This window comes from Sodalis sp. RH14 (assembly GCF_047324285.1).
Lineage (GTDB): Bacteria > Pseudomonadota > Gammaproteobacteria > Enterobacterales > Enterobacteriaceae > Acerihabitans.
Genome location: NZ_CP178739.1, coordinates 4,149,986 through 4,168,058, shown reverse-complemented (window position 1 = coordinate 4,168,058; position 18,073 = coordinate 4,149,986). Strand labels below are relative to the sequence as shown.

16 protein-coding genes are annotated in these 18,073 nt (G+C 59.8%); 9 read left to right on the top strand and 7 right to left on the bottom strand.

From position 1 onward, the window contains the following. Window positions 1–31 precede the first annotated feature (31 nt). The 6 genes from dapA to ACL2XQ_RS18925 all read left to right on the top strand — a co-directional run bounded on the left by dapA (window position 32) and on the right by ACL2XQ_RS18925 (window position 6,518). Window positions 32–922: a 4-hydroxy-tetrahydrodipicolinate synthase gene (dapA, locus tag ACL2XQ_RS18950; RefSeq protein ID WP_410014088.1), complete on the top strand. Its 891-nt coding sequence runs from the start codon at window positions 32–34 to the stop codon at window positions 920–922. A gap of 18 nt (window positions 923–940) precedes the next feature. Next, window positions 941–1,990: an outer membrane protein assembly factor BamC gene (gene bamC, locus ACL2XQ_RS18945; RefSeq protein WP_413729680.1), complete on the top strand. Its 1,050-nt coding sequence runs from the start codon at window positions 941–943 to the stop codon at window positions 1,988–1,990. A gap of 245 nt (window positions 1,991–2,235) precedes the next feature. Beyond that, the gene (purC, locus tag ACL2XQ_RS18940) at window positions 2,236–2,949 is read left to right on the top strand and encodes a phosphoribosylaminoimidazolesuccinocarboxamide synthase (RefSeq protein WP_413739556.1); all 714 of its coding nucleotides are present in this window, start codon (window positions 2,236–2,238) and stop codon (window positions 2,947–2,949) included. Between the two features lie 159 nt (window positions 2,950–3,108). Beyond that, complete coding sequence (locus tag ACL2XQ_RS18935) at window positions 3,109–3,966, top strand: neutral zinc metallopeptidase (RefSeq protein WP_410014091.1); 858 nt, start codon at window positions 3,109–3,111, stop codon at window positions 3,964–3,966. 22 nt (window positions 3,967–3,988) lie between these two features. Then, a complete protein-coding gene (locus ACL2XQ_RS18930; protein WP_331117787.1) occupies window positions 3,989–4,441 on the top strand; it encodes a DUF441 domain-containing protein in 453 nt (150 codons plus the stop codon). Between the two features lie 55 nt (window positions 4,442–4,496). Next, window positions 4,497–6,518 (top strand): tRNA(Met) cytidine acetyltransferase TmcA, encoded by a 2,022-nt coding sequence (locus ACL2XQ_RS18925; RefSeq protein ID WP_413740533.1) that lies wholly within the window; start codon window positions 4,497–4,499, stop codon window positions 6,516–6,518. 55 nt (window positions 6,519–6,573) lie between these two features. Here the strand turns inward: ACL2XQ_RS18925 and ACL2XQ_RS18920 are convergent, their stop codons facing one another. Genes ACL2XQ_RS18920 through ACL2XQ_RS18905 form a run of 4 tightly spaced genes read right to left on the bottom strand, consistent with a single transcriptional unit; the run spans window position 6,574 to window position 8,947 of the window. Further along, window positions 6,574–6,762 carry a YpfN family protein gene (locus ACL2XQ_RS18920; RefSeq protein ID WP_331117783.1) on the bottom strand — a complete coding sequence of 63 codons (189 nt, stop codon included), beginning with the start codon at window positions 6,760–6,762 and terminating at the stop codon, window positions 6,574–6,576. A 4-nt stretch (window positions 6,763–6,766) separates the two neighbouring features. Then, complete coding sequence (locus tag ACL2XQ_RS18915; RefSeq protein WP_413739555.1) at window positions 6,767–7,441, bottom strand: M15 family metallopeptidase; 675 nt, start codon at window positions 7,439–7,441, stop codon at window positions 6,767–6,769. After that, window positions 7,438–8,565, bottom strand: a complete 1,128-nt coding sequence (gene dapE, locus ACL2XQ_RS18910) for a succinyl-diaminopimelate desuccinylase (protein ID WP_413729682.1) — start codon at window positions 8,563–8,565, stop codon at window positions 7,438–7,440. Before dapE ends, ACL2XQ_RS18915 begins: the two co-directional genes overlap by 4 nt. Window position 8,566: 1 nt before the next feature. Continuing rightward, window positions 8,567–8,947 carry an ArsC family reductase gene (locus tag ACL2XQ_RS18905; protein WP_410014094.1) on the bottom strand — a complete coding sequence of 127 codons (381 nt, stop codon included), beginning with the start codon at window positions 8,945–8,947 and terminating at the stop codon, window positions 8,567–8,569. A gap of 759 nt (window positions 8,948–9,706) precedes the next feature. Here ACL2XQ_RS18905 and ypfM point away from each other — a divergent pair. After that, window positions 9,707–9,766: a protein YpfM gene (ypfM, locus tag ACL2XQ_RS18900; RefSeq protein WP_410016756.1), complete on the top strand. Its 60-nt coding sequence runs from the start codon at window positions 9,707–9,709 to the stop codon at window positions 9,764–9,766. 117 nt (window positions 9,767–9,883) lie between these two features. On the opposite strand, the gene acrD is transcribed toward ypfM, so the two are convergent. Then, on the bottom strand, window positions 9,884–13,060 hold the full coding sequence (gene acrD, locus ACL2XQ_RS18895; RefSeq protein ID WP_410014096.1) for a multidrug efflux RND transporter permease AcrD: 3,177 nt from the start codon (window positions 13,058–13,060) through the stop codon (window positions 9,884–9,886). Window positions 13,061–13,367: 307 nt separating this feature from the next. On the opposite strand from acrD, the gene nudK reads away from it, so the two are divergent. Both nudK and ACL2XQ_RS18885 read left to right on the top strand, forming a co-directional pair. Continuing rightward, entirely contained in the window at window positions 13,368–13,946 is a 579-nt protein-coding gene (gene nudK / locus ACL2XQ_RS18890) for a GDP-mannose pyrophosphatase NudK (RefSeq protein ID WP_413739554.1), read from the top strand. Between the two features lie 218 nt (window positions 13,947–14,164). Continuing rightward, a complete protein-coding gene (locus ACL2XQ_RS18885) occupies window positions 14,165–14,872 on the top strand; it encodes a phage antirepressor KilAC domain-containing protein (protein WP_413723389.1) in 708 nt (235 codons plus the stop codon). Between the two features lie 171 nt (window positions 14,873–15,043). Here ACL2XQ_RS18885 and tkt read toward each other — a convergent pair whose 3' ends face one another. Together tkt and tal are read right to left on the bottom strand one after the other, a co-directional pair. After that, entirely contained in the window at window positions 15,044–17,038 is a 1,995-nt protein-coding gene (tkt, locus tag ACL2XQ_RS18880; protein ID WP_413723388.1) for a transketolase, read from the bottom strand. A 15-nt stretch (window positions 17,039–17,053) separates the two neighbouring features. Then, window positions 17,054–18,004: a transaldolase gene (gene tal / locus ACL2XQ_RS18875; protein ID WP_410014100.1), complete on the bottom strand. Its 951-nt coding sequence runs from the start codon at window positions 18,002–18,004 to the stop codon at window positions 17,054–17,056. Between the last annotated feature and the right edge of the window lie 69 nt (window positions 18,005–18,073).

Here is an 18,073-nt window from a genome sequence, read left to right as displayed (position 1 = left end):
ATGAATAACCTGTTTGTGGAGGGGATGGTCAATGTTTACGGGAAGCTTTATTGGCAGCATAGTTGCGCTGGTTACACCAATGGATGACAAGGGTGCCGTCGATTGGGTAAGTCTAAAAAAATTAATCGATTATCATGTGGCCAGCGGGACGTCGGCTATCGTCTCCGTCGGGACGACAGGGGAATCGGCGACGCTGAGCCATGACGAACACGGCGAAGTGGTGATGCGCACCCTGGAGTTAAGCGACGGGCGCATTCCGGTTATCGCCGGCACCGGCGCCAATTCCACCGCCGAGGCGGTCAGCCTGACGCAGCGCTTTAACGATAGCGGCGTGGTCGGATGCCTGACGGTGACGCCTTATTACAATAAACCGACCCAGGAAGGGTTGTTCCAGCACTTCAAGGCGATTGCCGAACACACCGATCTGCCGCAAATCCTGTATAATGTGCCGGCGCGTACCGGGTGCGATATGCTGCCGCCGACCATCGGGCGTTTATCGAAAATCAAGAATATCGTGGCTGTTAAGGAAGCGACGGGGAACTTAAACCGCGTCAGCCAGATCCAAGAGCTGGTTGATGAGGACTTTATCCTGTTGAGCGGCGACGATTCCACGGGTCTGGACTTCATGCAACTGGGCGGCAAAGGCGTGATTTCCGTCACGGCCAATATCGCCGCGCGGGAAATGGCGGAGCTTTGCGCTCTGGCGCTGCAGGGCAATTTTGCCGAAGCGCGCCGCCTGAACCAACGCCTGATGCCGCTACATCAGAAATTATTTATTGAATCCAACCCAATTCCCGTTAAATGGGCCTGTAAAGCATTGGGATTAATGGCAACCGATACGTTACGTTTGCCGATGACGCCGCTGACCGAGAATGATAGCCGTGTTGTTGAGCAAGCTTTAACGGATGCCGGTTTGCTATAACTCTGTTAGGGAGAATTGATGGCTTATTTATTGCAAAAGTCGATGGTGGCAAAAGTGGTGGGCGCGTCGTTGTTCATGCTGCTTGCGGCCTGTTCCAGCGATCAACGTTACAAACGGCAGGTCAACGGCAACGAAGAATACCTGAAAGCGCCGGCGCTGCGCCCGCTCAACAGTCCATCAGGGATGATCCTGCCGGTGCAGACCGGGGATTACGAAGTGCCCGTCGCGAACGCCCGCGGGAACGTGGGCAAGGGACTGGATATTCGTCCTCCGGCGCAGCCTTTGGCTTTGCTTGATGGTTCCCGCTCGCAATATACGGGCGATACCGCGGTCATCCAGCTTGAAAACAGCGCGCAAACCCGCGACCTCTGGTCCAAGGTGGTCGCTGTGGTGCAAAGCAAAGGTTACACCATCGCCTCCCGCCAGGACGGCAGCCAGACGCTCAATACCGATTGGGTGCAGTGGACGCGGGCCGACGAGGACGTGCAATACCGCGGCCGTTACCAGGTCAGCCTGCGCACCGAGGGCTACCAAACCTCGCTGATGGTTAAATCCTTAGGGCTTGAGCAGCAGGGCAATCCGGTCAGCGCCCCGGCTATCGTACAGCGCTATACCGTCGCCATGCTGAACAGCGTGGCGCAGGGGATTGAACAGCTCGACAGCGACCAGGCAAGTAAAATCGCCTCGGGCCAGACGGCGGATCTGAGCGTTATCAGCGGCGCCGACGATTCCGGCCTGCCGTTGCTGGTGGTGCGTTCCCCTTATGCCGTGGTATGGCAACACCTGCCGGCGGCGCTTGAAAAAATCGGGATGAAGGTCAAGGATACCAGCCGTCCGCTGGGCACTATTTCCGTGACCTATGATGCGCCGGGCAGCGGCACCTGGGACGACCTGGGCGTCAAGGATCCGGATCTTCTTAACGGCGACTACAAGCTGCAGGTCGGCGATCTCGGCAACCGCAGCACCTTGCAGTTTACCGATCCGAAGGGCCATACCCTCGCCCAGGCGAAAAATGACGCGCTGGTGGCGGTGTTCCAGGCGGCGTTCAGTAAGACATCGAGTAAGTAATATCAGGGGCTAACGCCCCGCTGTATTTGCTGACCAGCCTTCGTAGGCGTTTGTACCGCCAGGATGGGCAAGGTGTATAAAGGTAAATAAAGGTGGCGCGCCAGGGATGGCGCGCCCGAGCCGGCATGGACGTATAGACGGCGGCTTGATGAACTTCTACCCGCGGGCAGCGGTTTGTTAGCAAACAGAGGGCCTACGCCCTTTTTTATTTTTAGTCTGCGTTATCTGCCACTGGAGTAAAAAAGATGCAAAAGTTAGCTGAGTTGTATCGCGGAAAGGCGAAAACGGTCTATACCACCGCCGATCCGGATTTGCTGATTCTGGAATTCCGCAACGATACGTCAGCGTTAGACGGTCAGCGCATTGAGCAGTTCGAGCGCAAAGGCATGGTCAACAATAAATTCAACTATTTTATCATGACCAAACTCGCCGAGGCCGGGATCCCGACGCAAATCGTGCGTCTGCTTTCGGATACCGAAGTGCTGGTGAAAAAACTCGCCATGGTGCCGGTCGAGTGCGTCGTGCGCAACCGTGCGGCGGGCTCCCTGGTGAAACGCTTGGGGATAGAGGAAGGGCTGGTGCTCAATCCGCCGTTGTTCGATATGTTTTTGAAGAACGACGCCAAACACGACCCGATGATCAACGAGTCCTACTGCGAGACCTTCGGCTGGGCCAGCGCACCGCATCTGGCGCGCATGAAAGAACTGACCTACCGGGCCAATGACGTGCTGAGTAAAATATTTGACGATGCCGGCCTGATCCTGGTGGATTTCAAACTTGAGTTCGGCCTGTTTAATGGCGAGGTGGTGCTGGGGGATGAATTTTCGCCGGACGGCAGCCGCCTGTGGGACAAAGCCACCCTCAATAAGATGGATAAAGACCGTTTTCGCCAGAGCCTGGGCGGGCTTATCGAAGCCTACGAGGAAGTTGCCCACCGTATCGGCGTAACGCTGGACTAACGACGCAATCGTTTCCCTGCCGTCGCCGCGGCCCGCCGATCGAGGCGACAGGCATGCCGCGTCATGCCGTTTTTCCCGCGCGCGCCGGCGGAGGGCGCCGTCCAAAGCGGCATTTTGTGCTATCCTCCACGGTATAACTAAACAGCCGTAGGTAAGCGTATGCGTTGGCAAGGACGTCGCGAAAGCGATAATGTTGAAGACAGGCGTAATTCATCTTCCGGCGGCGGTGGCGGCATGCGGATCCCGCTGCGCGGCAAGACGGGCGTGGTGGTGCTGATCGTGGTGGTGGTGGCCGGTTATTACGGCATCGATTTGACGCCTTTGCTGACCGGCGGCGGCCAGTCCGTGCAGCAGTCGTCACCGCAGCGCGCCAGTCCCAATGACGACGAGGCGGCCAAATTTACCTCGGTGATGCTGGCCACCACCGAAGATACCTGGAAAGAGATTTTCCAGCGCACCGGCAACACCTATGCGCCGCCTAAGCTCGTCATGTACCGCGGCGCCACGCAAACCGGTTGCGGCACCGGCCAGTCGGTGATGGGGCCCTTTTATTGTCCCGCCGACAGCACGGTCTATATCGATCTGTCGTTTTATGATGAAATGAAAAATAAACTCGGGGCCGGCGGCGATTTTGCCCAAGGATATGTGATTGCCCATGAAGTGGGGCATCATGTCCAGCATCTGCTGGGCACCGAGCAAAAGGTCAGGCAAATGCAGCAGGGCGCCACGCAGCAACAGATCAACCAGCTTTCGGTAAAAATGGAGCTGCAGGCGGATTGTTATGCCGGCGTGTGGGGCAACGCCATGCAAAAACAGCAGATCCTCGAGACCGGCGATCTGCAGGAGGCGCTGAACGCGGCCACGGCGATAGGCGACGACCGCCTGCAGCAGCGCGGACAGGGCAGGGTGGTGCCGGACAGCTTTACCCACGGCACGTCGCAGCAGCGTTATACCTGGTTTAAACGCGGTTTTGACACCGGCGATATGAATCAATGCGATACCTTTGCCGGTCGCTAAAGGACTCAGCAGGGACTACACCATGACATTTCTGGATCCTACGCTGCTGATTTTGCTGGCGCTGGCGGCGCTGGGCATTATCAGCCACAACAACACCGTTACGGTGGCGATCCTGGTATTACTGATTATCCGCATTACCCCGCTGAGCCATTTTTTCCCCTGGGTGGAAAAACAGGGGCTGACGCTGGGCATCATTATCCTGACCATCGGCGTCATGGCGCCCATCGCCAGCGGCACCATTTCCGCCGGCAGCGTCATGCACTCCTTTCTGCATTGGAAATCACTGCTGGCAATCCTTATCGGCGTGGCGGTGTCCTGGCTGGGGGGGCGGGGCGTGTCCCTCATGGCCCACCAGCCTTCGGTGGTGGCCGGGTTGCTGGTGGGAACGGTGATGGGCGTGGCGCTGTTTCGCGGCGTGCCGGTCGGGCCGCTGATTGCCGCAGGCATACTGTCGCTGTTGATTGGCAAAACCTGACATGGACAGGGCGGCTCCCGGCGTGACGGACCCCTGGCGCGCGGCGACGGCCCGAATGCGGCGCGCCGGCGTGCGCCGTTTGCTGGTGGTAAGCGGCGACGCCGAATGGAGCCTCGCGCAGGCGCGGATGCTGCGCGGCCGGTTGCCCGGGGACTGGCCCTGGATTGGCGCGCCGCCAGAGGACTGGCCGCTTTGCTGCGCGCCCGCCGCATTCAGGACGCTATTGGGGCGTGAATTCAGGCACGCGGTGTTTGACGCGCGCCACGGCCTGGCGGTCGACGCGCTGGCGGCGCTGGCCGGCACGCTGCGGGCCGGCAGTTGGCTGGTGCTGCTGGTGCCCGAATGGACATCCTGGCCAACGCGTCCCGATATCGATTCCCTGCGCTGGAGCGAACGTCCCGTACCCATGGCAACCCCCCATTTTGTGGCGCATTTCCGGCAAAGCCTGTTGGCCGACCCCGGCGTGGCGCTGCTGCGCCAGCACCAGCCGCAGGACGCTATTTTTGCGCCGCAGCCGGTGCTCCCCCGCTGGCGGCCGCCGGCACCGGGGCCTACCGATGAACAGCGGGCAGTATTGTCCCGGCTGCAGGCGGCTAAAGCCGGTATTTTTGTCCTGACCGCGCCGCGCGGACGCGGCAAATCGACCCTGGCCGGGATGCTGGCGGCGCGCAGCGAAGGACACTGCTGGGCGACGGCGCCCGCCAAAGCCACGGCCGAGGTCCTGGAGCGGCATGCCGGTCACCGTGTCCGCTTTTTCGCGCCCGACGCCCTGCTGCTGCAGTGCCGCCATCATCCGGCGGCGGACTGGCTGCTGGTGGATGAAGCCGCCGCCATTCCCATGCCGCTGCTACGGGAACTGCTGGGTTATTTCCCCCGGGTATTATTGACCACCACCGTGCAGGGCTACGAAGGCACCGGACGGGGCTTTCTGCTTAAGTTCTGCGCGACGCTGCCGAGATGGCATCACCTTACCCTGGAACACCCCCTGCGCTGGGCCAAAGACGACCCGCTGGAGCGCTGGCTGGGCGCGGCGCTGCTGTTCGCCGAGCCGGCGGAGCGGGACGCCGCGCCCCCCGACGCCGCCCCGGCGCTGACCCGGCCCTCCAGGGAACACTGGTTGTCCCATCCACGGGAATTACAGGCGTTCTACCAGTTGTTGGCCAGCGCCCATTACCGTACCACCCCGCTGGATTTACGCCGGTTAATGGATGCGCCGGGGCAATATTTTATTGCCGCCCGGTCGGGCGATCGCTTAACCGGCGCGCTCTGGTCGGTGGCGGAGGGCGGTTTGCCGCCGGCGCTGGCCCATGAGGTCTGGGCGGGAAGACGGCGCCCGGCGGGCAGCCTGGTCGCCCAATCGCTGGCGGCGCACAGCGGCCTGTGGACGGCGCCCTGCCTGCGATCGCGCCGCATCAGCCGCATTGCGGTGACCGCGGCCGGGCGCCGCCGGGGGTGGGGACGGCAGCTGGTAGCGTGCATGGTGGCCGGGGCCGCGCCATTGGATTTTGTCTCGGTCAGCTTCGGGCTGACCGCCGAGCTGTGGCGGTTCTGGCAGGCGGTGGGATTTCATCTGGTGCACATCGGCACCCATCGGGAGGCCAGCAGCGGGTGCAACAGCGCCATGGCGCTCTATCCGCTCAGTTCCGCCGGTCATCGGCTGGCGGCGCAGGGCGCGGCGCTGTTAACGCGTGATGGTGTTATCCACGCAGACGCCTTCCATGCCGCCGGCGCCGGCGGCGGACACGGTTGCGCACGGCCGGCCGCCGACGAGCTGGATGATGACGACTGGCGCAACCTGGCCGGGTTCGCGTTTGCCCGGCGAACGCCGGAGGCCTGCCGCATGTCGCTTAGCCGGTTGCTACGCCGGTCGGACTTGCCGCTGGCGGCGCTGCGGTTATGGCTGGAGCAACGGCTTGACGTCAACGCGATCGTGGAGCAAACGGGATTAAGCGGTAAAAAGGCGGTGATAACACGCTGGCGGGAGGAGACCGCGCGGGCGCTGGAAGATATCAGTAGCGACACTTGCCGCCGCTGGCGTGACTGGAGCGCACCCGGCGGGCACCTTCAAGGGGCGTGACGCAGCAAGACCCGTCGCCTCTTCACGCGACGGAACCTGCCGTTATCCCAAACCGTTATGGTTTCTTTTTCGGCCAGTCGTCGTCGTCGTCCCATTTTGCGTTGTTGTCGCGGTGCGGCGGCAACTCGGGCTTGTCTTTCAGGTAGCGTTTCACATCTACGCGGCGCAACTCTTTAATGCCGCTTATCAGCATACCCGCCAGGATAATTAAAATAATCCACCAGTAGTCCGCCAGCCAATGCATATCCTTACTCCTTATCCACATTTCCAATATAACGGCGAAAAAGGGCCGGCAATCGAGGCGTCAGCCAGGATGCGCCCGCCACATCGCGGTCTTTCCATGATGCCAGCAGTAATTGCGGCGTAAGCAGCCGCTCCGCCTCCTGCGCCAGGGGACGATAGCTCAGATGCCAGGGTTCCGCGGCCACGCCGCCGCGGTCATGGGCGTAGGGGCGGTAAAAACCGTATCCGGCCATCCATTCGCCCAGCCAGTCGGCCAGCGGGGCAAGATAGCCGCCCGGCAGATACTCCCAAGGTTCCAACTGCAGCGTCGCGCCGGCGGGCAATAAGTCCGGATCGTACACATCCAGATCGCTGCCCCAGTGATGGCGGCTGGCGCCCGGCAGCGCCGACCAGCGCAGGATGGCGTGGCAGCGCTCGGCCACCGTCAGGCTTTGACTGTCCAGCGGCCGGCTGTGGTTATCTAATAATGGCCGCTCGCCGCGAAACTTGCCATTCCAGATAGCCAATTGGCGGTCAAAATCACGAAAACTGCTGGCCGGCTGCAGATTGAAACCCGCCTGGCGCGCAGCCTGCCGCAGGTCTTGAAAGGCGGCGACCGCCTCGGGCTGCAGGCGATGGCGATCGCACAGCGGCGCCAGGTGCCGGTCGGTCTGGCCGGTCAACATGTCCGGCGTCATCATGGGATCAGTTGCTCCATGATGCGCTGATACATCCGGCTTAGCAATTGCAGGTCGGCGGCGCTGACGCATTCGTTCACTTTATGGATAGTGGCGTTCACCGGCCCCAGTTCCACCACCTGCGCGCCCATGCGGGCGATAAAACGCCCATCCGAGGTGCCGCCGGTGGTTTCCAGGCGCGGCGTCAGGTCCTGGTAATGCCTGACCGCGTTGATGACCGCCGCCACCAGCTCTCCGGGCGGCGTGAGAAACGGCTGGCCCGATAACCACCAGTCGATATGGTAGCGCAGCCCGTGACGCTCCAGCAGGGCCTCCACCCGGGACCGGATCAGGGTATCGGTCAGTTCGGTGCTGAAGCGGAAGTTGAACTGCACCAGCAATTCGCCCGGAATCACATTATTGCTGCCGGTACCGGCGTGGATATTAGCGATTTGCATGGTGGTGGGGGGGAAAAACGCATTGCCTTCGTCCCAGACGATCGTCACCAGCTCATTGAGCGCCGCCATGGCGCGGTGCACCGGATTATCCGCCAGATGCGGGTAAGCCACATGCCCCTGGGTGCCGAGCACGGTAAGCGTGGCGGTAAGCGAACCGCGCCGGCCGTTTTTCACGATATCGCCGACGCGCAGTTGGCTCGAAGGTTCACCCACCAGGCAATAATCCAGCCGCTCATCGCGCGCCATCAACGCTTCCACCACTTTTACCGTACCGTCGGCGCCGGTGGCCTCCTCATCCGAAGTGATAAGGAATGCCAGCCGTCCCCGATGCTGTGGATGCTGGGCGACGAAACGCTCGGCGGCGACGATCATGGCGGCCAGCGAACCTTTCATATCGGCGGCGCCGCGGCCGAAAAGCATGCCGTCGCGCAGGGCCGGCTCGAACGGCGGATTATCCCAGCCGAGAGCATCGCCCGCCGGCACCACGTCGGTATGGCCGGCAAACGCCAGGGTTCTGCCCTCGCCGCGCCAGGCCCAAAAATTGTGCGTGGCGCCAAAGTTCATCGGCTCGATGGTAAACCCGGCCGCCCGCAGGCGGTCAATCAGCAGCGCCTGGCAGCCGGCGTCGTCGGGGCTGAGGGACGGGCGTTTGATTAACTGCTGCGCCAGCTCCAGTACCGGACAAGACATGTCAGGCCTCCTTGTGGGTGATGAAGAGTTGATAGCCTTCGGCGTCGAAACCCACCATAAGCCTGCCGTCAGGGGACTGCAGCACCGGCCGCTTGATGACGGCCGGCTGGCCGACCATCAGCGCCAGCGCCCCCGCTGCCCCTTCGGCCGCCTGCCGCTCGGCGTCGCTTAGCTTGCGCCAGGTGGTGCCGCGGGTATTAAGCAGCGCCTGCCAGCCCACGCCGTCCGCGAAACCTTGCACTAATCCGCGGTCGACGCCATCGACGCGATAGTCGTGGAACCGGTAAGCCACCTGCCGCTCGTCAAGCCAGCGGCGGGCCTTTTTTATCGTATCGCAGTTTTTGATACCGTAGAGCGTAAATGCAACATCCGGGTCTGCCATGGCAAAGCGTTACCTGTAAAAAAACATTGTTGCGCCAATAATGCGGGAAAATGGCCGGAGGATCCAGACGGCGGGGCAATCATTGCTTATCGTTATGGCCGACGGGCAATACTGTCTTTTTTACCGCGCTAAAAACCCTATTATTAACCCAAGTGATAACATAATGTGCCAATAATTTAACTTATGCATCGATTTATTATTTTACGCCCATGTATCGCTTTACCGGGGTTGCGTTTTTTCTGCCGGGCCATAGTGCTGTTTATTAAAAAGCAGCGCCAAGACAATGAAGGCAATAAAGGATTTCTTGCTGCGCTTATAAAGGGTTGCGTTCGACTCCCTGACACACGCTTTTAAGCATTCAGGGTGAATATGTTTTTTTATCATTACCTGGTTCATGGGCGCCAAACCATAAAAAGAACTTATGAAGAAAGCGTAGGGCAAATGCCTGGTTTTGCCTGTTCAAATGCGGATATTGCGATGATGATTAAAGATTTATTGTTTAAAATCAGCAATTAATTGCAATTTTTAGCAAATTGCAATCATTGCGGCTGAATTGTCACATTTTTGATCTAAACATTAACCATTGCGGGGAAAAAACCGGTCATGGCCGGAGAGTCGTGCATCAAAACAGGGCATTAGCCCCCTGAGGCTAATATATTATGTGATCTCTACGGGCAATTAAAATTAATACATCCGTAGCCCTCTTTTATTTTCTAAAGAGACTTTGTATAATCGCCGTACAAAAAAGAGAGGCAGGGTATGATTGATACAGAGTTAGTCACTTGGAAAGATTTCATCGAAGCAATGCTGCGCAAGTAGTGGCAAGCTGAAAAAAGGCGTTGTTCCTTTTTAACGCTAACCAGCTTGGAAATCATCGTACGAATAAACGGCCACCTCTCATCAAGGTGGCCTTTGTCGTTTTAGCGGATTATCGGTTTAAAGCCGGGTTGGGCCGTCGCCGGGCGTTACGTCCGCGTTATCCGGCAATAACTGGATATTGGCGTCCGGATGATCTTTGGTCGGGAAGCGCTGGCGGATCAGCACAAAAAACAGCGGGATAAAAAAGATCGCCAGTATCGTGGCCGAGATCATGCCGCCGATAACGCCGGTACCGACCGCGTGCTGGCTGGCGGACCCCGCTCCCCGGCTGATGGCCATCGGCAGCACCCCGAAGATAAACGCCAGCGAGGTCATCAGGATGGGCCTTAACCGCATGCGCGAGGCGTGCAGTGTGGCCTCGATCACTCCCTGGCCGCGCTGGTTCAGCTCATTGGCGAACTCTACGATCAGAATGGCGTTTTTCGCCGAGAGGCCGATAACCGTCAGCAGGCCGACCTGGAAATACACATCGTTTTCCAGCCCGCGCATCCAGGTTGCCAGCAGCGCGCCCACCACGCCCAGCGGCACCACCAGCATCACCGAAAAAGGTATCGACCAGCTTTCATACAGCGCCGCCAGGCTCAGGAATACCACCAGCAGCGAGATAGCGTACAGCGCCGGCGCCTGGGAACCCGAGAGCCGTTCCTGATACGACATCGCGGTCCATTCCAGCCCCATGCCGTTGGGTAGTCCCGCCACCAGCTTCTCCATCAGGTCCATCGCCGTGCCGTTGCTCACGCCGGCCGCGGCTTCGCCGACAATTTCCACCGACGGAACGCCGTTATAGCGTTCCAGCCGCGGCGAGCCGTATTCCCAATGTGAGGTGGCGAACGCGGAGAAGGGCACCATGGTGCCGCTGCCGTTACGCACATACCAGCGATACACGTCGTCGGGCAGCATGCGGTATTTGGCCGCCGCTTGCACATAGACCCGCTTGACGCGGCCGCGATCGATAAAGTCGTTGACGTAGTTGGAACCCCAGGCGGTCTGCAGCGTATCGTTAATATCGTCAACGCTCACGCCCAGGGCCTGCGCCTTGCGCTGATCGATGTCGATCTGCAACTGCGGACTGTCGTCCAGCCCGTTATGCCGCACGCGCGACAGCTCAGGCGAAGCGGCCGCCTGCGACAGCAGCTGGTCGCGCGCCTTCATCAATGTGTCATGGCCCTGGCCCGCCTTGTCTTCCAGCATCAAATCGAAACCGGCGGCGTTGCCCAGGCCGGAGATGGCCGGCGGATTATTGGCCAGCACCCGCGCCTCGGAAATATGGCTGAACTCCCTGGTGGCGCGCGCGATAATGGCTGATGCGGTGCGATCGGCGCTCGCGCGGTCATCCCAGTTCTTCAGGCGGATAAACATCCTGGCGACATTTTGCCCGTTGCCGCCGGGACCGGCGCCGATGGTGGAGAATACCGACAGCACATTATCTTTTTCATGGGTCAGAAAGTAGTTTTCCACCTTGGCGACCACCTTCAGCGTTTGTTCCTGGGTCGCATTGGTGGGAAGCGTCACCTGTCCCATAAACACCCCCCGGTCCTCCTCGGGCAAGAACGACGTGGGCAGGTGCAAAAACAGAAACGCCATGCCGGCCAGCAGCAGGCCGTAAAGCAGCAGCCAGCGCGCCGTGCGTTGCAAAATGCGCGTGACCCCCTGCTGGTAACGTTCCGCCCCCCGGTCAAATACACGGTTAAACCAGCCGAAAAAACCGCGCCGCGCGTGCTGATGATTTGCCGGCAGCGGTTTAAGCAGGGTGGCGCACAGCGCCGGGGTCAATATCATGGCCACCAGCACCGACAGCACCATCGCGGCGACGATGGTGACCGAAAACTGACGATAGATGGCGCCGGTGGTGCCGCCAAAAAAGGCCATCGGCACAAACACCGCCGACAGCACCAGGGCGATGCCCACCAGCGCGCCCTGGATCTGGCTCATGGATTTGCGCGTGGCGTCGCGCGGCGACAGGCCCTCGGTGCTCATCACCCGCTCGACGTTTTCCACCACCACGATGGCGTCGTCCACCAGCAGCCCTATCGCCAGCACCATGGCGAACATGGTCAGGGTATTGATGCTGAACCCGCTGGCAGAGAGCACCGCAAAGGTGCCGAGCAGCACCACCGGCACGGCGATAGTCGGGATCAGGGTGGCGCGGAAATTCTGCAGGAACAGGTACATGACCAGGAACACCAGCACAATGGCTTCCAGCAGGGTTTTCACCACGTCCTCGATGGAGGCGGTGACAAACGGCGCTGTTTCATAGGCGATTTCGGCCTTCAGGCCATGGGGGAAAAAGGGCGCCAGCTCCGCCAGCTTTTGTTTTACCAGCCGGTTGGTATCGAGCTCATTGGCCCCGGAGGCCAGCTTGATACCCATGCCCGCCGCGGCCATGCCGTTATAGCGGGTCAGGTAATCGTAGCTTTCCGAACCCAGCTCGATGGTCGCCACCTGGCCGAGCGTCACCGCCGAGCCGTCGCTGTTGACCCGCAGGGTAATGGCGCGAAACTGCTCCGGCGTCTGCAACTGCGACTGGGCGTTAATGGTGGCGTTAAGCGCCTGCCCGTTCACCGCCGGCGTGCCGCCCAGCTGGCCGACCGCCACCTGGCTGTTTTGCGCCTCGATGGCCGTGACCACGTCGGCGGTGGTTAACTGGTAATTGACCAGGGCATCAGGATTAAGCCAGATGCGCATCGAGTATTGCGACCCGTAGGCATCGATGCTGCCGACCCCGCTGACCCGGCTGAGCGGTTCTTGCAGGTTGCTCACCATATAATCCGCGATATCGGATTTATCCATCGACCCGTCGGTGGACACAAAGGCCACCATCATCAGGTTGCTGTCGCCGGTCTTGGTGACGGTCACGCCCTGGGTCTGCACCGCCTGCGGCAATCGTTTCATCGCCACCTGCAGCTGGTTCTGCACTTCCTGCATCGCTTCGTTGGGGTCGGTCCCCGCCTCGAAAGTCAGGGTGGTGGTGGCCTGGCCGGTATTGCTGCTTTGCGAGGCCATATACAGCAAATTATCCAGGCCGGTCATGTTTTGTTCGATAATCTGGGTAACGGCATTCTCCACCGTTTTAGCGGAAGCGCCGGGATACTTGGAGGTAATACGCACCGTGGGCGGCGTTAATTTGGGATATTGCTCAATGGGCAGCGTAAATATAGCCATGGTGCCGGTCAAGGCAACGATAATTGCCAGTACCCAGGCGAAAATCGGGCGATCGATAAAAAAATTAGCCATTCAATAAAACCCCGGGGCGAGTGTCCTGTTATCGTACGGCGAAAGTGACGTTGCTCGCCGCCATGGTACTTTACGCGCCGGGACCGAAGAAAACGTGGAGAAAAAAAGGAGATCGTGTAAAGAAGTACTAGTGTCGTTGTATCCGAGGCGGACGCCGCCGTTTTCCACGCCGGTCGCGCGCGGCGCCAAGCCTGTTCCCACCTTATCCTTTAACGCGGTTTGCCCGGAATCGCTCTCGCTCCGGCGCCGGTTTGCGTTATGATCAAGATCACAGTTCCAGGTCTTTAGTCGGATTATAGAGGGCGTCATGGCGTTTATGATCAAAATTATCGAAAATAAGTTGTTATCGGACCATTGGTTTGTATTGCGGAGATTTGTTTTCGAACTGCAAAGAAAAGACGGCACGCCGGTACGCCAGATGCGCGAAGTCTACGACCGCGGCAACGGCGCCGTCATCCTGCTGTATAACCGCGCCAAAAACAGCGTGGTGCTGATACGCCAGTTCCGTATGCCTACCTACGTTAACGGCAACGCCACCGGCATGCTGCTGGAAGCCTGCGCCGGCCTGCTGGACGATGACTCGCCGGAGGAGTGCATCCGGCGCGAAGCCATTGAGGAAACCGGCTATGCGGTGAGAACGGTGGAGAAACTCTTTTCGGCCTATATGTCGCCGGGCGGCGTTACGGAAATCCTGCATTTTTTTGCCGCCGAATATGACGATGCGCAGCGCGACAACAGCGGCGGCGGTATTGATGATGAGGATATCGAAGTGCTGGAGCTGCCGTACCCTGAGGCCATGGCGATGGTGCAGGACGGCCGCATCCAGGACGGCAAGACCATTATGCTGTTGCAGCAGGCGCACATCCGGGGCTGGCTGAAGGCATAACGCCCAGGCGGCGGACGGCTGGGTAATCTGCGGCTGTAACGACTCGCGTTAATAAAGTACTGGATAAATACACAGCTATGCTGTATATTTATTACACTACCGACAGGGAGCCTGTCTCCCGGCAAAGGCTCCGGTCCGGTGGTGAACCATAATGGGCTCTGTTCGGCGATATGCCCGCACTGCCTGTTTGCCGTACTGATAAAGACGTGGGGAAAGCTATGATGATATCCGCAGCGGGTTTTGAAACCCTTCATCAAACGGTCTCGATGAGCAGCCGTGAACTGGCCGGTCTGACCGGCATCTCCCACGGTGAAGTGAAACGCCTGATCAACAGCCTGGACGCCTCCCGGCGCCTAAGCCAGCCTGTGCGCGCGACGGATTATCAACGCCCGGACGGAACCTCCCAGGAATATCAGCTGAACAAGCGCGACTCGCTTACGGTCATTGCGCGGCTGTCGCCGGGCTACACCCCGGCGGTGCTCGATCGCTGGCATGAACGGGAAATGCAGCACGACCTGCCGGACTTTACCAACCCGGCGGTGGCGGCGCGCGCCTGGGCCCAGGAATATGAACGCCGCCAGGCGCTGGAAAACCGCCTTGCCGCTATCGCGCCCAAAGCGGATTTTTTCGATCGCTACGTGGTGGTCGACGGCGCCCTGGGGTTTCGCCAGGTCTGCAAATTACTGAAAGCCAAAGAAGCGGATTTCCGCCAGTTCCTGCTGGAACGCCAAATCATGTACCGCCTGTCCGGCGTGCTCACGCCGCACCAGCAGCACCTGGAGGCGGGGCGCTTTGAACTGTACCGTGGCACCGGGGAAAACCGCCACGCCTTTTCCCAGACCCGCTTCACGGCCAAAGGCGTAAAATGGGTCGCCGGCTTATGGGCGGCGCATATCGCCCAGGAACAAAAAGGCGCCGCGGCCTGAGTACCGTTTCCGCCGCTTCCCGGCATAAAAAAAACCAGCCGGCAAATGCCGGCTGGTTTCAGAAGCAGGGTAGTCACGGAGAATGAAATCCGCAGGTAAACCTGTTCAAGGCAGAGCGTGCCGATGGGGTCGACTCGGGCGTGGTGTTGCCGCCCGACCGAGCGCCCAAGACTACTTTAACAAGCCGCGCGCTTTTTCCAGCACATTCTCGACCGTAAAACCGAACACCTTAAACAGTTCCTCGGCCGGAGCCGATTCACCAAAGGTGGTCATGCCGACAATGGCGCCGTTCAGGCCGACATATTTATACCAATAATCGGCAATGCCGGCTTCAATCGCCAGGCGCGCCTGCACCCCATGGGGCAGCACCGCTTCACGGTACGCCTCATCCTGCTTATCAAACACGTCGGTGGACGGCAGCGACACCACCCGCACCTTACGGCCCTCGCCGCTCAGTTTCTCCCACGCCGCCACCGCCAGCGACACTTCCGAGCCGGTGGCGATAATAATAAGCTCAGGCGTACCCTCGCTGTCTTTCAGGACATAGCCGCCGCGGGCGATATCGGCCAATTGCTGCGCGCTGCGATCCTGCTGCGCCAGGTTCTGGCGCGAGAGGATAAGCGCGGTAGGTCCGTCATGACGCTCAAGCGCCTGCTGCCAGGCCACGGCGGTTTCCACCTGGTCGCACGGCCGCCAGTTGCTCATGTTCGGCGTCAGCCGCAGGCTCGCCAACTGCTCCACCGGCTGATGGGTCGGGCCGTCCTCGCCCAGGCCGATGGAATCATGGGTATACACCATGATCTGCCGCGCCTTCATCAGCGCCGCCATACGCACCGCGTTGCGGGCATATTCCACGAACATCAGGAAAGTGGCGGTATAAGGCACAAAGCCGCCGTGATGCGCGATACCGTTGCCGATAGCGGTCATGCCGAACTCGCGCACGCCGTAATGAATATAGTTGCCCGCGGCGTCATCGGCGATGGACACCGATTTCGACCAAAGGGTCAGGTTGCTCGGCGCCAGGTCGGCGGAGCCGCCCAACAGTTCCGGCAGCAGCGGGCCAAAAGCCTCCAGGGCGTTTTGCGAGGCTTTACGGCTGGCGATACTGGCCGGGTTGGCCTGCAGTTTTTCGATATACGCCTTGCTCTGCGCCTGCCAGTCGGCGGGCAAATGGCCCTGGGTACGGCGCTTGAATTCCGCCGCCAGCTCCGGGAAGGCTTTTTCATAGGCGGCGAATTTTTCGTTCCAGGCGGACTCTTTGGCCGCGCCGGCCTGTTTGGCGTCCCACCCGTCATACACCTCTTGCGGGATGACAAACGGCGGCTCGTTCCAGCCGATGGCCTTACGCGTGGCGGCGACTTCGTCGGCGCCCAGCGGCGCGCCGTGCGCCCCATGAGTGCCGGCTTTATTCGGCGAGCCGAAGGCGATTACCGTCTTGCACATCAGCAGCGACGGCTTATCGGTCACCGCGCGCGCTTCTTCAATCGCCGCTTTCACCGCATCGCTGTCGTGACCGTCAACACCGCGCACCACGTGCCAGCCGTAGGCTTCAAACCGCTTGGCGGTATCGTCGTTAAACCAGCCCTCCACATGCCCGTCGATGGATATGCCGTTATCGTCGTAGAACGCCACCAGCTTGCCGAGCTTCATGGTGCCGGCCAGGGAGGAGACCTCGTGGGAAATGCCTTCCATCATGCAGCCGTCGCCTAAAAAGACATAGGTATGATGATCGACGATCTCATGGCCCGGACGGTTAAACTGCGCCGCCAGGGTGCGTTCGGCGATGGCGATGCCCACCGCGTTGGCGATGCCCTGGCCCAATGGGCCGGTGGTGGTTTCCACGCCGTCGGTATAACCGTATTCAGGGTGGCCCGGCGTTTTGGAATGCAGCTGGCGGAAGTTTTTCAACTCTTCGATGGGAAGGTTGTAGCCGGTCAGGTGCAGCAGGCTGTAGAGCAGCATCGAGCCGTGGCCGTTGGAAAGGATAAACCGGTCGCGATCCATCCATTTCGGATTGGACGGATTATGGTTCAGATAATCGCGCCACAACACTTCGGCGATATCCGCCATGCCCATCGGGGCGCCGGGATGGCCGGAGTTGGCTTTTTGAACCGCATCCATGCTTAAGGCGCGGATGGCATTGGCAAGCACTTTACGAGAGGTCATTGAATGCTCCAAAGATTACAGTTTGGCCGCCAGGAGGTCTTCCAGGCTCTGTTGGTCCACCGCAAACTGACGAATGCCTTCAGCCAGTTTATCAACGGCCATCGGATCCTGGTTGTGTTCCCAACGGAATTCGGGTTCGGACAACGGGGCGGGCTGGTGAAAACCTTCAGTGGAAGGAGAGAGCTTGCGCTCTACCGGTTCTTCGCTGTTATGCAACTCTTCCAGCAAGGCCGGGGAAATGGTCAGGCGATCGCAGCCGGCTAACGCCAGGATCTGTTCCGTCTTGCGAAAGCTGGCGCCCATGATCACCGTCTGGTAGCGATGTTCTTTATAATAATCATAGATAGCGCGCACCGACTTAACGCCCGGATCCTGTTCCACATCGTACGGTTCCATCGGTTTACGCTGGTTATACCAGTCATAGATGCGCCCGACGAACGGCGAAATCAGGTATACGCCGGCTTCGGCGCAGGCACGGGCCTGGGCGAACGAAAACAGCAGGGTCAGGTTACAGTTGATGCCTTCCCGTTCCAATTCCTCCGCCGCCTTGATGCCTTCCCAGGTGGAGGCCAGTTTGATCAGGATACGGGATTTATCAATGCCCTGATCCTGGTAAAGGCCGACCAGTTTGCGCGCCTTGGCCACGCACATACCGCGATCGAACGACAGGCGGGCATCCACTTCGGTGGAGACGCGGCCCGGGACGCTTTTCAGTATTTCGACGCCAATATTCACCGCCAGCTTATCGCTGGCATTGATGATCTGCGTTTCCCGGGTGCCGCCCTGCTTGCGGGCATAGGCCAGCGCGTCTTCAAACAGCGGCTGGTAGGCGGTCAGGCTGGCGGCCTTGAGGATCAGCGATGGATTAGTGGTGGCATCCTGCGGGGTATAATGACGAATCGATTCGATGTCGCCGCTGTCGGCCACGACGGTAGTGAATTGCTTTAGCGCTTCTAACTGATTCATTTCTCAACTCCATGAAGAAAATAATACATCTGATCTAAGTTACAGTTAACCTAAGGATAACACTGCCTC

What these genes read in the sequence shown, in the direction of transcription:
- dapA (WP_410014088.1), top strand. Translation starts at nt 32, where the DNA reads ATGTTTACGGGAAGCTTTATTGGCAGCATAGTTGCGCTGGTTACACCA.
- bamC (WP_413729680.1), top strand. Translation starts at nt 941, where the DNA reads ATGGCTTATTTATTGCAAAAGTCGATGGTGGCAAAAGTGGTGGGCGCG.
- purC (WP_413739556.1), top strand. Translation starts at nt 2,236, where the DNA reads ATGCAAAAGTTAGCTGAGTTGTATCGCGGAAAGGCGAAAACGGTCTAT.
- ACL2XQ_RS18935 (WP_410014091.1), top strand. Translation starts at nt 3,109, where the DNA reads ATGCGTTGGCAAGGACGTCGCGAAAGCGATAATGTTGAAGACAGGCGT.
- ACL2XQ_RS18930 (WP_331117787.1), top strand. Translation starts at nt 3,989, where the DNA reads ATGACATTTCTGGATCCTACGCTGCTGATTTTGCTGGCGCTGGCGGCG.
- ACL2XQ_RS18925 (WP_413740533.1), top strand. Translation starts at nt 4,497, where the DNA reads ATGCGGCGCGCCGGCGTGCGCCGTTTGCTGGTGGTAAGCGGCGACGCC.
- ACL2XQ_RS18920 (WP_331117783.1), bottom strand. Translation starts at nt 6,762, where the DNA reads ATGCATTGGCTGGCGGACTACTGGTGGATTATTTTAATTATCCTGGCG.
- ACL2XQ_RS18915 (WP_413739555.1), bottom strand. Translation starts at nt 7,441, where the DNA reads ATGATGACGCCGGACATGTTGACCGGCCAGACCGACCGGCACCTGGCG.
- dapE (WP_413729682.1), bottom strand. Translation starts at nt 8,565, where the DNA reads ATGTCTTGTCCGGTACTGGAGCTGGCGCAGCAGTTAATCAAACGCCCG.
- ACL2XQ_RS18905 (WP_410014094.1), bottom strand. Translation starts at nt 8,947, where the DNA reads ATGGCAGACCCGGATGTTGCATTTACGCTCTACGGTATCAAAAACTGC.
- acrD (WP_410014096.1), bottom strand. Translation starts at nt 13,060, where the DNA reads ATGGCTAATTTTTTTATCGATCGCCCGATTTTCGCCTGGGTACTGGCA.
- nudK (WP_413739554.1), top strand. Translation starts at nt 13,368, where the DNA reads ATGGCGTTTATGATCAAAATTATCGAAAATAAGTTGTTATCGGACCAT.
- ACL2XQ_RS18885 (WP_413723389.1), top strand. Translation starts at nt 14,165, where the DNA reads ATGATGATATCCGCAGCGGGTTTTGAAACCCTTCATCAAACGGTCTCG.
- tkt (WP_413723388.1), bottom strand. Translation starts at nt 17,038, where the DNA reads ATGACCTCTCGTAAAGTGCTTGCCAATGCCATCCGCGCCTTAAGCATG.
- tal (WP_410014100.1), bottom strand. Translation starts at nt 18,004, where the DNA reads ATGAATCAGTTAGAAGCGCTAAAGCAATTCACTACCGTCGTGGCCGAC.